The organism is Streptococcus henryi DSM 19005 (assembly GCF_000376985.1).
GTDB lineage: Bacteria > Bacillota > Bacilli > Lactobacillales > Streptococcaceae > Streptococcus > Streptococcus henryi.
Map to the genome: position 1 here is coordinate 14208 of NZ_AQYA01000028.1, position 15060 is coordinate 29267.

Sequence of the window (15060 nt, forward strand, 5' to 3'; positions counted from 1 at the left end):
AGATGAAACCATTTAATTTATTGTTTTCAATCGATGATGGTTATGTCAATCAGTTCAAAGTGACGCTCTATTCTATTGTTCAAAATTCAAGACAGAAGTCCTTCAACGTTTATGTCCTACAGAAGGGTAAACTTGAATCTCATGACAATATCACTTCTTTTTGTCAGCAACTAGGTATCACTTATTGTCCAGTTGTAATTGGAGAAGAAGCATTTGAAGATGCGCCCACAACCGATCGTTATCCTGAGACGATTTACTATCGACTTTTAGCCCATGACTATTTACCTCAGAATCTTGACCGTATACTTTATGTAGATGCTGATATTCTCTGCATAAATGATATCTCAGAGCTCTATAATCTGGATTTGACAGATAAGCTTTATGCAGCAGCAAGTCATACATCTGATTCCAATATTCCTGAGTTGGTGAATAAGCTGCGCTTAAGAAATTTTGAAGCTGAGAGCTATTTTAATTCAGGTGTGCTCCTAATGAATTTGGAAACTATAAGAAAAGAAGTCAGTCGAAAAGATATTCTAGACTATATTGCACAGAATAGTTTGCGTTTGCTTCTGCCAGATCAAGACGTATTAAATGCCTTGTATGGACATCGCACAAAACAAATCCCAGATCAAATCTATAACTATGATGCTCGATATAACGCCCTTTATTTTACAAGAAGCTCGGGTAAATGGGATTTGGATTGGGTAATTGAACATACCGTTTTCTTACATTTTTGTGGACGAGACAAGCCATGGAAAAAATCTTATCGTGGCAGATACAGCGCTCTTTATAAACATTACCAACATCGAGTAATGAAAATCGAAAAAAATAATCAATAAACTTTATTTTATAGTATTAAAAACACCTTCATTTACGAATATAGTAAGTGGAGGTGTTTTATGTACACAATTGAATTGAAAAAAGAGGCCCTATTACCTCGAGAAAGATTAATGGATCTAGGAGCAGAGAAACTTAGTAATCAAGAACTTTTAGCCATTCTATTAAGAACTGGTACGAAATCTAAACCAGTATTGGAAGTTTCTTTGGATATTTTAGAGAGTTTGACGAGTCTTGCAGACTTCAATCACCTATCCTTGCAAGAATTGCAACAAATAAAAGGAATAGGAGAGGTGAAATCAATCGAAATAAAAGCTATGCTAGAGTTGTCCAAACGAATTAGTAAAGCTGATTTCGCACAGCAAGAACGTATTATGAGCAGTGAAAAACTAGCCCGAAAAATGATGCTTGAACTCGGTGATAAGAAGCAAGAGCATTTAGTTGCCCTATATCTAGATACTCAAAATCGTATAATAGAGCAAAAAACGATTTTTATTGGCTCTGTACGACGATCCATAGCAGAGCCTCGAGAAATTTTATATCATGCTTGCAAGAATATGGCTACGTCAGTTATTATTGTTCATAATCATCCATCTGGTTCAGCAAAACCAAGTGAGAACGACCTTATCTTTACTGAGAAAATAAAACGATCTTGCGAAGATATAGGCATTGTTTGTCTTGATCATCTCATAGTTGGAAAAAATGCCTACTACAGTTTCCGTGAGGAAACCGATGTTCTATAACTAAATATACAAAATAGGAGTGGGACAGAACCCGACCAAGCCTAATTGAACTCGCCTACGACACTGTGCAAAAAAATACGCAACTGTTTCAGCTTCAGCTGATTACAGGTGTGGATACCTTTAGGTATAAACGACGCCTAGACGCAAGCTTCGTCGTTGCGTTTCCTATTTTGCCTTGTGTCACTTAACGGCTTTGTATCTTAACAAAAAGAGTTCGCCATCCCACCCCCGCAAGGCCTAGTAGAGTTTTAGAAGTCATGAAATGATGAACTGAAACTCACTAGGCTACTGCGTTTTGATGTTACGACGAACTATACTATAGAGGAGAGGCTGGGCGCTTTTGCCCAACCTCATGTTGTATTTATTTCTTTGAAGATTGATTCATGAAGTATAGTAATGTTTGAAGCTCACTAGTCAAATCAACGTATTGAACAATAACATCTTTAGGCACTTGTAAATGAACAGGTGAAAAGCTGAGAATTCCTTTAATACCAGCTTCAACAAGTATTTCAGCAACTTCCTGTGCCTGATCGCTTGGAACTGTCAAAATTGCAGTCTCAATATTATTCTCTTCAACATGTTCTTTAATACTAGAGATGCCGTAGATTGGAATACCGTCTTCTGTTTTTGAACCAACTAATGGATTTGAGTCAACGTCAAAGGCTAATGCAATCTGCATTTTATTTCGATCGTGGAACCGATAGCGGAGTAAGGCACGTCCGATATTACCACATCCGACCAACAAAACATTAGTTGTTGAATGATCACCCAAAATATCAGCAAAAAAATTAACGAGTTTATTAACATCATAACCAAATCCACGGCGGCCTAACTCACCAAAATATGAAAAGTCACGACGTACAGTAGCAGAATCAATACCCATCGCATCTGCGATTTGCTTTGAACTAGCTTTCTCGATATTATCAGCATAAAAGCGCTTGAAAATACGATAATAGAGAGACAGTCGCTTTGCTGTCGCCTTAGGAATAGATTTATCAATAGCCATGCTATAATCTCCTTGAATAGTAGTTAATTCTATTGTAAATAAACTTTGTGAAAAATGCAACAAAATTTAGTTGTAAATGAAGAAGCAAAAACTTTATAAAAAGTAGAATAATACGAGATTTAAGATGGTTGGAGATTAGTATTTGAATACAAAATAATAAAAGCCGAACAAATATAGGATAGATAGCAATTTCTATATCTAATTTGTTCGGCTTTTAATCTTTTTATTTTTTCTCAATATAATTTGAAATCAACAGCTAAAGAGCTAGTATATTAAAAACTATGCCTCTTTTTTAGTGAAAATACCACGCTCTACTAAACTATCCATGAGGAAATAGAATTTATCTTGCAACATCTTATTATCTTCTGATTTAAAGATATTAACAGCACGCAAGCCTGATTTATCAGTAATCATAAGTTTAAATGCATCTAAGTCTTTATTGATAGTGATTTTAAGAGGGAAACCATCATTTGAGTTAGGAACTTTTTCCAACAAGCGTGTTAATTCATAGTTTCCAATTTTTGTTTCGCTAAAGGTATTATCGCGTAAAGTGTATTTTTTAATATTTTGGCCAATAGCATAGCTATAAAGGCAATTAGCCAAATGGATTTCTTTTTCAAATGCCATGGTATTTTCCTACGATTTCTTTGAGTTTGTGTGCAAATTGTTTAACTTCATCAACAGTGTTTAGTTCTGAAAAACTGATGCGAATAGATTCAGAAAGACGATGGGAGTCAGTTCCGTAAATACTTTCCAAAACGTGACTTGGTTCCACAGTTCCAGCAGTACAAGCAGAACCAGTAGATACGGCAAAACCTGCCAAGTCAAGTTGAGTTAATAAGATACCATTATTTTTTCCTGGGAATCCCAAATTAATGACATGAGGTAAACGATATTCGCTCCCATTAACGTAATAATCTAGACCACTAATCTCTTCAAAGAAAACTTTATTGAGTTCTTCAACATGCTGATAGTTTTCTTTAATGCTATTATGGCTATCTAGCATGGCCTGGCTTAGGCCAGCTATACCAATCATATTTTCAGTGCTTGCTCGTCTTTTCTCCTCTTGCTCTCCACCATGTAAGAGATTATCCATGTGGAGGGAATTAGAATAAAGAATACCAACGCCTTTTGGACCATGAAATTTGTGAGCAGAAGCAGACAATAAATCAATTCCGAGATTTTCGGGTTTAAGATTAATTTTTCCAGCGACCTGAACTGCATCGACATGAAAAACAGCTTGATGATTTTTTAAGAGTTCTCCAACCTCTGGTATCGGAAGGATATCGCCAGTTTCGTTATTAGCATACATAAGGGAGACCAGAATGGTATCATCTCTTAAAGCATCAGCGATTTGCTGAGCAGTAATCACTCCGTTAACAGGGGTGATATAAGTAACTTCAAAACCAAATCGTTCCTCTAGGTATGCCATTGTGTGGAGAACAGAATGGTGTTCTATACTGCTTGTTATTAAATGCTTACCCTTTGATTGATTAGCAAGTGCATAACCTTTTATAGCAGTGTTATTGCTCTCAGTACCACCTGAAGTAAAGATAATCTGACGTTCTTGGGTTCCTAAGATATTAGCAATGGTTTGACGATAAGTACGCAACCGATGACTAGCCTTTCTACCAAAGGCATGAATACTAGAAGGATTACCAAAGTCTGTTGTCATGATATCAGTCATAGCTTCAATTACAGTAGGAGTTAAAGCAGTAGTTGCCGCATTATCGAAATATATCATGACTTAGTCCTCGTCTTCAGCACTATAAGCGAAAAGTGGGCTAAGTGGCTCGCGATGGTGAATACGAACAAGTGCATCTCCCATCAATTCGGCAGCAGAAAGGTATTTCAGATTATATGGAACACGTTCTTTAGTACGAACAGAATCTGTTACAATAATTTCTTTAAGTGGAGCTGTATCAAGGATATCTGCTGCACCACCAGCGAAGAGCCCATGGCTTGCAACCGCATAGATTTCAGTGGCTCCACCACGTTCAAGAATCTTAGCAGCCTCAGCAAAAGTTTTACCAGTATTCAAAATATCGTCAATAAGAATTGCCTTTTTACCTTCAACTTCACCAATGATATAGCCTTCTTCACGATGAGAATCATCTTGAGCATAATCAATAATAGCAATTGGAGAATCGAGGTATTCAGCTAGGCTACGAGCACGTTTGATTCCAGAATTTTTTGGACTAACAACAACGACATCTTCACCTCTTAAACCAAGTTTGTTGTAGTACTCAGCAAATAAAGGAATAGTAAAGAGGTTATCAACTGGAATATCAAAGAATCCTTGAACCTGAACAGCGTGCAAATCAAGTGTGACAACACGATCAACACCAGCTTTTACAAGCATGTTAGCGACAAGTTTTGCTGTAATTGGTTCACGTGAGGCTGCAACTCGATCTTGGCGTGAATAACCAAAATATGGCATAACAACAGTTACTGTGTTAGCACTTGCACGTTTGCAGGCATCAACCATGATTAAAAGTTCCCAAAGATTATCGTTTACAGGATAACTTGTTGATTGAATGATATAAATATCATCACCACGAACGGTTTCTTCAATATTAATCATGATTTCACCGTCAGAAAACTGGCGAGATGAAACTTTTCCAAGTTTAAGACCAGCAGCAGTGGCGATTTTTTCTGCGATTTCTGTATTTGAGCTTAAAGAGAAAAGCTTAAGTTGTGGTGTGGCATAATGTTCAGCCATGATAGTTTAGTGCTCCTTCATCTATTTTATCTATTCTATTCTACCAAAATTTCTTGAAAATTTCAGTTCTTTTCTACCAATCCAATTAATTTCGTTTCAATGTATTACTAAATCGTGCGACTTTACTTTTTGCATACTTGAAATTGATATCGTGTTCTTCAAGAAATTGATCGAAATCTTTTTTCCCTTTCTCAGGGTCACTAACTTCGAGTTCCAATTCAAAATCTTTAATTCCTGAGTATTGATTGCTATCAAGAGCCATTAATCCAATTGACGTCTCAGTTTCACGCCTTGTTGTTGTTAAGTGTCCAAAATTTATTAGATCGGCAGGATTGACACCCTTTTGTGAAATAAGATCAATAATATTTATTTCAGGAAATTGGTTCGTTTTAATGATTTGTTTTGCTTCTGAAAGACTTAACTCGTGGTTATATTCGAGGTTTCCAACTTCTTTTGGAATTTTGAGCGTAATTTCGGCGTGATCAGGCAAAGTTCGAATGCGTAGGGACATGCGGTTGGCTTTCATGTCGAAATCTTTAGTGTCAAAATAGTAGTTGGTCTGTGTGATTGGAGTCACGTGTGAAAATAAAGCTGTTAAACGTTGAAACTCATCTTTATTGAGCAAGGTTTTGTATTCAATTTCTAAATATGTCATAGATCTTTTCCTTTTTTAATCTCTTTTGGTTTTGTGGTCAAATCATAATAAAATCACTTTTTAATAGCAATATCTTTGATTCGTTTTTTTACCAAAATCAATGACTTAACGAAAGCAGGATGTAAAATAATTTTAAAAGTGAATGATTATTAAATGCTTCCATTTATGGTATAATATATATTACATTCATTTTATAAAAAAGTCAGTTTTTTGACAAGGATAGGAAGAGAATGAACAGAGGAATTAACGACATGGAATGGGAAGCATTTCTTGATCCCTATATACAAGCCGTTGGTGAACTAAAAATAAAGCTTAGAGGTATTCGTAAGCAATTTCGAAAACAAAATCAACATTCACCCATTGAATTCGTTACAGGTCGTGTAAAATCAGTGGATAGTATTCAGGAAAAAATGATAGTACGCGGCATTAAACCTGAGAATATTGCTCAAGATTTACAAGACATTGCTGGTTTACGTGTCATGGTTCAGTTTGTTGATGACGTGGACGAAGTTCTGGCACTTTTGCGCCAACGTCATGATATGACAATCGTTCACGAACGTGATTATATTAATAATATGAAATCGAGTGGATACCGTTCTTATCATGTTATTATTGAATATCCAGTTGACACAATTCATGGATTAAAAACGGTTCTGGCTGAAATTCAGATTCGTACTCTAGCAATGAATTTTTGGGCAACCATTGAACATTCTTTGAATTATAAGTATCAAGGTGAGTTTCCAGAAGAAATAAAGAAACGCTTGGAAGTAACAGCTAAAATTGCCCTGGAGTTGGATGAAGAAATGCGAAAAATTCGTGAGGATATCAGAGAAGCGCAGCTTTTATTTGACGCAGAAAATCGAAAATTAAGTGATGGTGTAGGTAATAGTGATGACACAGATGAATATTACAGGTAGGGCAACACGTATTGCCATTATTGCAAACAATAAGTATCAAAGTAGGCGCGTGGCATCAAAACTATTTGCTGCTTTTAAAGACGATAAAGATTTTTATCTCTCTAAAAAGAATCCAGATGTTGTCATTTCAATCGGTGGTGATGGTATGCTCCTTTCTGCATTTCATATGTATAAAAAGGAGTTGGATCGCGTCCGCTTTGTTGGAGTTCATACGGGTCACTTAGGCTTTTATACGGACTACCGTGACTTTGAAGTTGATAAGCTTATTGAAACTTTGCGTTGTGATAAAGGTGAAATGATTTCTTATCCGACGTTGAAGGTTAGGGTTACTCTTGAAGATGGTAGAACAATTACATCTCGAGCTTTGAATGAAGCAACTATTAAACGTATTGAAAAAACTATGGTTGCTGATGTTGTCATTAACAATGTTAAGTTTGAGCGTTTCCGTGGAGATGGTCTATCAGTTTCAACACCAACAGGCAGTACAGCCTATAATAAATCATTAGGCGGAGCTATACTACATCCAACTATGGAAGCTCTGCAATTAACAGAAATTTCAAGTATTAATAATCGTGTATATCGTACTATTGGGTCATCTATGATTATTCCTAAAAAAGATCATATTGAGATTATTCCCAAAAGGCAAGGGATGTATACTATTTCTGTTGATAACAAGACAGTTCACTACAAGAATGTTGCTAAGATTGAGTATTGGATTGGTTCAAAAAAAATTCATTTCGTAGCATCTCCCTTCCATACAAGTTTTTGGGAGCGTGTTAAAGATGCTTTCATAGGAGATTTAGATTCATGAAATTTTCATACGTCGCAGATAGACGTACTAAAGTGAAAACTTTTTTAAAATCCCACGATGTTTCAAAAGCCTTATTGGCAAAAGTGAAATTCAAGGGAGGGAATATTTGGGTAAATGGTGTTGAACAAAACGCCATTTATTTATTGGACATAGGTGATGTGGTTACAATCGAAATCCCTGATGAAGTAGGATTTGAGAGTCTAAAACCTATAAAACATGATTTAAATATTGTTTACGAAGACGACAATTTTTTAATCATTAATAAACCAGATGGAGTAGCAAGTATACCAAGTATCTTGCACTCAAATACAATGGCTAATTTTGTTAAAAATTACTATTTAGAGCAAGATTATCCTAATAAACAGGTTCACATTGTTACTCGTTTGGACAAAGACACAAGTGGGCTTATGCTTTTTGCAAAACATGGCTATGCGCATGCTCGGCTTGATAAACAGCTTCAAAAAAAAGTAATTGAGAAACGCTACTATGCTTTGGTGTCAGGCGAAGGTGAATTACCTGATGAAGGTGAGATTATCGCTCCGATTGCGCGACCTGAAGATAGTATTATTACAAGATGTGTCCATCCATCAGGCAAATATGCTCATACCAGTTATAAAGTAGTAGAACGTTTTGGGGATGTTAACTTAGTAGATATTAGACTTCACACTGGACGGACTCATCAGATTCGAGTACATTTTTCACATATCGGATTTCCTCTTTTAGGCGATGATTTATATGGTGGCAGAATGGATCTAGGCATTGAGCGACAAGCACTCCACTGTCATTACTTAAATTTCACTGATCCATTTACTAAAAAAGAAAATTCACAAAGTATTCACTTGACAGATGACTTTGATAGCGTTATCCTAGACTTACAGAAAATTAGATAGAGGTTAAATTAATGCGTGGTTTATTTGGTGATTTACGTGGGAAAATTGTTGGGAAAAATGTAAAAATCGTTTTTCCGGAAGGTATTGACGAACGTGTTGTTCGTGCTGCAGCCCGCTTGAAATTTGAAGGTTTGATTGAACCAATCATCCTTGGAGAAGATGCTGCTGTACGTAATTTGCTAGCATCATTCGGTTTTGCAGACCCAGGAATCACAATTATCAATCCAGAAGAATATCCAGAATTCGAAGCAATGAAAGAAAAATTTGTAGAACTTCGTAAAGGAAAAGCTACAATGGAAGACGCTGACAAGCTGCTTCGTGATGTTAACTACTTTGGAGTTATGCTGGTACAATTAGGATTGGCAGACGGTATGGTTTCGGGAGCTATTCACTCAACTGGTGATACAGTACGTCCTGCTTTGCAAATTATTAAAACAAAACCAGGAATTTCTCGTACGTCAGGTGTGTTCTTGATGAATCGTGAAAACACTCATGAACGTTATATCTTTGCCGACTGTGCTATTAATATTGATCCTAATGCTCAAGAATTGGCTGAAATTGCTGTTAACACCGCTGAAACAGCTCGTATCTTTGATTTGGATCCAAAAGTTGCTCTTCTCAGTTTCTCAACAATGGGATCAGCAAGAGCACCACAGGTTGATAAAGTTCAAGAAGCTACAAAACTTGCACGTGAGCTTGCTCCAGAATTGGCACTCGATGGGGAATTGCAATTTGATGCTGCTTTTGATGATGTAACTGCTAAGATCAAAGCACCATTTAGTCCAGTTGCAGGTAAAGCTAATGTCTTTGTCTTCCCAGATCTTCAATCAGGTAATATTGGCTATAAGATTGCTCAACGCTTGGGTATGTTTGAAGCTATTGGACCAATCCTTCAAGGTTTGAATAAACCAGTTAACGACCTTTCACGTGGTTCAAGTGCTGAGGATATTTACAAACTTGCCATTATTACTGCAGCGCAAGCGGTAGAAAAATAATTTTTAAAGTAAAATAATCATTTAGAAAAATAGAGTTTGGAACTTTTCGTCCCAAACTCTTTTAAAGTAGTGAAGGTGTTGACATGGAAAAAATAACGTTTGATGTACTTGAGGCTTATCTACTAGAGCATTATCATCCTAGACTTGAACAAGAAGGGCAAGAGTCGACGGAGCAATCTCTTTTTATGAAACTTGTCGAAGAAATTGGTGAAGTTGCTGAAGTACTTAACCAGAAAACTGGCCGAAAATTTTCTGATAAGCATGATTTACAAGGTGAATTAGCTAAAGAATTAGCTGATATGATTCACTATATCGTAGCCATTGCAGCTATAAATGACATCAAATTGAATGATACCATCATTGAAAAAGATAGAGTAGCTGCTGTCAAATACCAGCACAAGCGTAATCTGATTGATTTTATGAAGGAGACAAAATGAAAAAAGTAGCATTGGTAACTGGAGCTTCCGCAGGGTTTGGAAAAGCTATTGTTGAAAAGTTAGTAAGTGATGGCTTTCAAGTAGTCGCAGCTGCACGCCGTTTGGAAAAATTGCAGAGCTTACAAGCTGAACTTGGTCGAGAATCAGTCTATCCTCTACAAATGGATATTACAAAGACAGATCAGGTTGATGCAGCGCTAGCAAGTTTACCAGATGAATGGAAAGCTATTGAATTACTTGTCAATAATGCTGGTTTGGCCCTTGGCTTGGACAAGGCTTATGAAGCGGATTTTTCTGATTGGATGACCATGATTAACACCAATATTGTAGGTCTCACTTATTTGACGCGTCAGCTATTGCCCCAAATGGTTAAAAAGAATAGTGGTATGGTAATCAACCTAGGTTCAACTGCTGGAACTGTTCCTTACCCAGGAGCCAACGTTTATGGAGCAAGCAAGGCTTTTGTTAAACAATTTTCTCTCAATCTACGTGCCGACTTAGCTGGGACCAAAATTCGAGTAACCAACATTGAGCCTGGACTTTGTGAAGGTACAGAGTTTTCTAATGTCCGTTTCAAAGGTGATGATGATCGTGCAAATAAACTTTATCAAGGAGCTCATGCCATCAAGTCTGAGGATATCGCCAATACGGTTTCTTGGATAGCTGGGCAACCAGAACATGTCAATATTAATCGCATTGAAATCATGCCAGTTTCTCAAAGTTTTGGACCACAACCAGTTTATCGTGATTAAAGAAGTGTAAGGCATCAAGATTAGAATAGATAAAAACAGCGTCCAAAGTAGACGCTGTTTTACTCATCGAAGAGATGGTTAGAGATTGAAGCTCCAGATGTTACATCTGACCAACCTACAATTGCTTGCCCGGATTCTTTAAGGTAGGATGACAAAATAGGCTTTAAGTCTTGAATATAGGTTATTACACCAACGAATTCCTTCTCTTGATTATAAATAGCCTGATAGCTTTGCATTAAAATTTGATCAAAAGAATCAGTTGGAACTTGAAGATGGAGCGACTTTTCTGATGATGACTGTAATTGTTCTAGAATCCACTGTGGGAGAGTCTCTTCTTCGTCTTCAGGGAAGAAGGAACCGTCAGATTGGTTATTACTGTATAAAAGATTAGAATTTTTGTCATAAAAACTGGCACGAAATGGAAGATTGTCGATTAATTCTTTGATTGTATTCATAGTCACATCATACCCATTTTAAAGCAAAAGAGCAAGAAATGAGCATTGCATATTGGATAAAAAATAGAGAACTAAGTGAAATATGCTATACTTATCACAGGAGGATTTGTTATGAAGAAAAAAGTAAAACTCTTAGTAACATTTATCATGGGATTGATGCTATTGGCAGGATGCCAAAGTATCGGAAACTTCTTTAAATCGACACAAGAACAATTTCTAGGTTTGAATGGTACTATTCGTACTTTCGATGAAAATTCCCAAGTTATTGACAAAATTACTGGTAAATCAATTTCCATTGAGAGTGATGATCGCTTTGACATTACTGATGTGAACGGAAATGTCAGCAAGGAGTCATCTGTGCTTGATATTACAGTTGGAGGAAATCAAGTTATTCATGTTGGTTCAACCTTGATTTTTTCAGAAAATGGACTAACAGACTATATGGAAAAATATGCTGATTCTGTTGACATTTATTCAGATAATCGATCATTGCCATTTGTAAATCGTTTTTTCAATGAAATCAAAAACAATGTCAGCGGTGAGAGCAAGTTGATTCTCGTTCGTTCCCAGACAGGAACGCCATTAGCAACTTATTTTGGGAACCGTGTGTCAACTTTTGCCCCAGATGGCATTCCCAATACAACTTACCTATTAGTTGATGGTAAACGCCTTATTATTTATCGAGCAGATTTTACTATTTACGATACTGATTTGCTCAAATAAACAGAGGAAAGTATCATTTAATCAGAGGATAAGCCTATCGCTTATCTTTTTTTATTTGTACAATAATAGTAAAGAAAAAAGAGGTGATAAGATGACAAGAAAAATTATTTTTTTGGATGTAGACGGTACTTTAGTTGACTATCATAATCGTGTCCCGGAATCAGCAGTGAGAGCAATACGCCAAGCACGCAAAAATGGTCACCTAGTCTTTGTCAGTACAGGTCGTAGCAGAGCTGAAATGCAAGATAAACTTTGGGAAATTGGTCTTGATGGGATGATTGGCGGAAATGGTTCTTACGTTGAACATGAAGAGCAAGTCGTTATGCATCAGCTAATTGCATTTGAAGATGCAGTTTCTGTTGTTGACTGGCTACATGAGCGCGGTTTAGAGTTTTACTTGGAAAGCAACAACGGTCTTTTTGCGAGCGACGGTTTCCGAGAGCGTGCCCACCCGGTCATGAATGAGTACGCCAATAGAAAAGGCATCTCATCTCTTGAGGCTCAAGAAGAAGCAACTGCTGAATTTTTAGATCAAATGATTTATGGAGCAGACCTCTATCGAGATGACCTTAATAAAATTAGTTTTATTCTCAATTCTTATCAAGACCATCTTGATTCTAAAGAAAAATTTCCAAATCTTGTAGCAAATACTTGGGGTGGCCGCGGAGAAACTGCACTCTTTGGAGATCTTGGTGTTAAAGGAATTACCAAAGCGCATGCCATTGATGTTCTACTTGAACATTTAGGTGCCGACCGTCAAGACACAATCGCTTTTGGTGATGCCAAAATTGACATCCCTATGCTTGACTATTGTGCCTTAGGAGTTGCTATGGGAAATGGCGGAGCAGAAATCTTAGCTATGGCAGACATGGTGACCGACGATGTCGAAGAAGACGGTCTTTATAATGCTTTCGAAAAACTTGGACTTATCCAATCAAAATAGTTTAAAAAGTAAAGGACAAAATTAGTGTCCCTAATCACTTATGATAAGTTGCGAAATGAGATTATAGGTAAAGAAGTAATACTTTTTGAAACTTGCATATTACTTTCAAAGGTGGTATGATGTTTAGGCACAATAAAACGATGTTTGGGAGAAGCCATCGCTAAAAAAAACCAGTATGGGTTGATTTCTTGCTGTCAAAGGTAAGGTTGAAACTTAATAAACTGTCTTTAGCACTCCTGTGGATTCCATGGGAGTTTTTCTTTGCCCGAATATATAAGATAAGGAGTATTATAAAATGAAACGTCAATCTGCTCTTGTTGTCTTCAGTGGCGGACAAGATTCAACAACTTGCCTATTTTGGGCACTTAAACACTATGACCATGTTGAAACAGTTACCTTTGCTTATGGTCAACGTCATAGTCTTGAAATTGAAGTAGCTCAATCCATTGCTAAGGAACAAGGTGTCAAGAATCACCTTTTAGACATGTCTCTTCTTGGTCAAATTACTGCAAATGCATTGACACGTGATATGGAAATTGAAAATCCAGATGATGATGTTCCCAATACCTTTGTCGATGGCCGTAACCATCTCTTCTTGTCATTTGCTGCAGTCCTTGCTAAACAATTAGGGATTACAGATATTGTAACAGGTGTTTGTGAGACTGACTTTTCAGGATATCCTGATTGCCGTGATGTTTTTGTTAAATCATTAAATGTGACTCTTAATTTGGCTATGGACTACAACTTTGTTATTCAAACACCTTTGATGTGGCTGGATAAGGCAGAGACTTGGGAATTGGCTGATGAATTAGGTCAATTTGACTATGTCCGTCAAGAGACACTAACCTGCTACAATGGCATCAAAGGTAGCGGCTGCGGAGAGTGTCCTGCTTGTGAACTACGTCAAGCAGGCCTAGAAAAGTATTTGGCAAAGAAAGGAAAAGAATAATGTTTCTAGCACCTAAAGAAATTAAAGAACCTACGGGTCAACCCTTAGTTTATTGTCCAAGACGTGTTCAGGTATCAAAAGAATTTACCTTTGATGCTGCTCACCACCTTTTCAATTATGAAGGTAAGTGCAAATCCCTGCACGGACATACCTATCGCTTACAAATCGCCGTATCAGGCTTTTTAGACGACCGAGGTATGGCAATTGATTTTGGTGATTTGAAGACAATCTATAAAGAACATTTAGAACCACGCTTAGACCATCGCTATCTAAATGAAACACTACCTTATATGAATACAACAGCTGAGAATATGGTTTACTGGATTTATCAAGAAGTCGCTTTGCATTTACCAAAAGAACGTGGGCTACAAGTGGAATCAGTTCGACTTTATGAAACACCAACATCTTATGCTGAATTTCGAAAGGAGTGGGACCAGAATGGCATCTAAACGTCAATTAAAATTACCTGTTTTGGAAATCTTTGGTCCCACTTTTCAAGGAGAAGGGCGGGCAATTGGTCAGAAAACCATGTTTGTGAGGACTGCTGGATGCGATTACCATTGTGATTGGTGTGATTCATCCTTTACTTGGGATGGTTCTGAAAAACCTAAAGCAATGACAGCTGATGAGGTCATTAGTGAACTTGATAATCTTGGCTTCTATGACTATGTGACCTTGTCAGGTGGAAATCCCTGTCTTCTGGCCAGCAATATGGCAGAGCTAGTCAATAAGCTTAAAAATCGCGGAGTAACGCTTGCAGTAGAAACTCAGGGTTCTCGTTGGCAAGAATGGCTCAAAGATATTGACCAAGTAACTTTAAGTCCAAAACCGCCATCAAGCAAGATGACCGTGAACTTTGAAACTCTAGACTTTATTGTCTCTAATTTGCGAGATGACCAAATAACCTTTAAAATTCCAATCTTTAATGATGAGGACTTGGCTTTTGCCAAAAGTCTTCAGGAACGCTATCAACCAGATGTCCTTTATTTATCAGCTGGTAACCCAGAGCCACAGGCCCAAGGAGATATTGTTTCAGCTCAGCTTAATCGACTCCGAGAACTCTGGGAAAGGGTTGCTGCTGATGATACTTGGGGGAATGTACGCGTCTTGCCACAACTTCATACCCTTTTGTATGATAATCAACGTGGAGTATAATATCGATTTTATAAAGTACGTAAAATCCGAACGTTATTTATTGATTGAGTTATTCTATTGACAAAAACAA

The 15060-nt window shown here is 37.1% G+C and carries 19 protein-coding genes; 13 read left to right on the top strand and 6 right to left on the bottom strand.

Going from position 1 to position 15060, the window contains the following annotated elements; genetic code table 11:
- The first annotated feature begins 2 nt into the window (after positions 1-2).
- Together F601_RS0103580 and radC are read left to right on the top strand one after the other, a co-directional pair.
- Complete coding sequence (locus F601_RS0103580) at positions 3-839, top strand: glycosyltransferase family 8 protein (protein ID WP_018164299.1); 837 nt, start codon at positions 3-5, stop codon at positions 837-839.
- A 60-nt stretch (positions 840-899) separates the two neighbouring features.
- Positions 900-1580 carry a RadC family protein gene (radC, locus tag F601_RS0103585; protein ID WP_018164300.1) on the top strand — a complete coding sequence of 227 codons (681 nt, stop codon included), beginning with the start codon at positions 900-902 and terminating at the stop codon, positions 1578-1580.
- Between the two features lie 361 nt (positions 1581-1941).
- Here radC and F601_RS0103590 read toward each other — a convergent pair whose 3' ends face one another.
- The 5 genes from F601_RS0103590 to F601_RS0103610 form a co-directional block, all read right to left on the bottom strand.
- The gene (locus F601_RS0103590) at positions 1942-2586 is read right to left on the bottom strand and encodes a redox-sensing transcriptional repressor Rex (RefSeq protein WP_018164301.1); all 645 of its coding nucleotides are present in this window, start codon (positions 2584-2586) and stop codon (positions 1942-1944) included.
- Between the two features lie 279 nt (positions 2587-2865).
- On the bottom strand, positions 2866-3213 hold the full coding sequence (locus tag F601_RS0103595) for a DUF1831 domain-containing protein (RefSeq protein WP_018164302.1): 348 nt from the start codon (positions 3211-3213) through the stop codon (positions 2866-2868).
- Positions 3203-4330: a cysteine desulfurase family protein gene (locus tag F601_RS0103600; RefSeq protein ID WP_018164303.1), complete on the bottom strand. Its 1128-nt coding sequence runs from the start codon at positions 4328-4330 to the stop codon at positions 3203-3205. The genes F601_RS0103595 and F601_RS0103600 overlap by 11 nt, the downstream gene beginning before the upstream one ends.
- Positions 4331-4333: 3 nt before the next feature.
- Entirely contained in the window at positions 4334-5308 is a 975-nt protein-coding gene (locus tag F601_RS0103605) for a ribose-phosphate diphosphokinase (protein ID WP_018164304.1), read from the bottom strand.
- Between the two features lie 85 nt (positions 5309-5393).
- Positions 5394-5963, bottom strand: coding sequence for a CYTH domain-containing protein (locus F601_RS0103610; protein ID WP_018164305.1), 570 nt, complete (start codon positions 5961-5963; stop codon positions 5394-5396).
- Positions 5964-6214: 251 nt separating this feature from the next.
- On the opposite strand from F601_RS0103610, the gene yjbM reads away from it, so the two are divergent.
- From yjbM to F601_RS0103640, 6 genes are all read left to right on the top strand, one after another.
- Complete coding sequence (gene yjbM, locus F601_RS0103615; RefSeq protein WP_026183094.1) at positions 6215-6880, top strand: GTP diphosphokinase; 666 nt, start codon at positions 6215-6217, stop codon at positions 6878-6880.
- Positions 6855-7691 carry an NAD kinase gene (locus F601_RS0103620; protein ID WP_018164307.1) on the top strand — a complete coding sequence of 279 codons (837 nt, stop codon included), beginning with the start codon at positions 6855-6857 and terminating at the stop codon, positions 7689-7691. The genes yjbM and F601_RS0103620 overlap by 26 nt, the downstream gene beginning before the upstream one ends.
- Positions 7688-8581, top strand: a complete 894-nt coding sequence (locus F601_RS0103625) for an RluA family pseudouridine synthase (RefSeq protein ID WP_018164308.1) — start codon at positions 7688-7690, stop codon at positions 8579-8581. The genes F601_RS0103620 and F601_RS0103625 overlap by 4 nt, the downstream gene beginning before the upstream one ends.
- 11 nt (positions 8582-8592) lie before the next feature.
- Positions 8593-9576: a phosphate acetyltransferase gene (pta, locus tag F601_RS0103630; protein ID WP_018164309.1), complete on the top strand. Its 984-nt coding sequence runs from the start codon at positions 8593-8595 to the stop codon at positions 9574-9576.
- 83 nt (positions 9577-9659) lie between these two features.
- Positions 9660-10013 carry a MazG nucleotide pyrophosphohydrolase domain-containing protein gene (locus tag F601_RS0103635; protein WP_018164310.1) on the top strand — a complete coding sequence of 118 codons (354 nt, stop codon included), beginning with the start codon at positions 9660-9662 and terminating at the stop codon, positions 10011-10013.
- On the top strand, positions 10010-10765 hold the full coding sequence (locus F601_RS0103640) for an SDR family NAD(P)-dependent oxidoreductase (RefSeq protein WP_018164311.1): 756 nt from the start codon (positions 10010-10012) through the stop codon (positions 10763-10765). Before F601_RS0103635 ends, F601_RS0103640 begins: the two co-directional genes overlap by 4 nt.
- 59 nt (positions 10766-10824) lie before the next feature.
- On the opposite strand, the gene F601_RS0103645 is transcribed toward F601_RS0103640, so the two are convergent.
- Positions 10825-11220 (bottom strand): hypothetical protein, encoded by a 396-nt coding sequence (locus F601_RS0103645; protein WP_018164312.1) that lies wholly within the window; start codon positions 11218-11220, stop codon positions 10825-10827.
- A gap of 111 nt (positions 11221-11331) precedes the next feature.
- Here F601_RS0103645 and F601_RS0103650 point away from each other — a divergent pair, with 111 nt between their 5' ends.
- The 5 genes from F601_RS0103650 (at position 11332) to queE (ending at position 14990) form a co-directional block, all read left to right on the top strand.
- A complete protein-coding gene (locus F601_RS0103650; RefSeq protein ID WP_018164313.1) occupies positions 11332-11943 on the top strand; it encodes a DUF5052 family protein in 612 nt (203 codons plus the stop codon).
- Between the two features lie 91 nt (positions 11944-12034).
- Positions 12035-12886 (top strand): Cof-type HAD-IIB family hydrolase, encoded by an 852-nt coding sequence (locus F601_RS0103655; RefSeq protein WP_018164314.1) that lies wholly within the window; start codon positions 12035-12037, stop codon positions 12884-12886.
- Between the two features lie 295 nt (positions 12887-13181).
- On the top strand, positions 13182-13835 hold the full coding sequence (gene queC, locus F601_RS0103660) for a 7-cyano-7-deazaguanine synthase QueC (RefSeq protein WP_018164315.1): 654 nt from the start codon (positions 13182-13184) through the stop codon (positions 13833-13835).
- A complete protein-coding gene (gene queD / locus F601_RS0103665; RefSeq protein WP_018164316.1) occupies positions 13835-14284 on the top strand; it encodes a 6-carboxytetrahydropterin synthase QueD in 450 nt (149 codons plus the stop codon). Before queC ends, queD begins: the two co-directional genes overlap by 1 nt.
- Positions 14274-14990 carry a 7-carboxy-7-deazaguanine synthase QueE gene (gene queE, locus F601_RS0103670; RefSeq protein WP_018164317.1) on the top strand — a complete coding sequence of 239 codons (717 nt, stop codon included), beginning with the start codon at positions 14274-14276 and terminating at the stop codon, positions 14988-14990. The genes queD and queE overlap by 11 nt, the downstream gene beginning before the upstream one ends.
- Positions 14991-15060 lie beyond the last annotated feature (70 nt).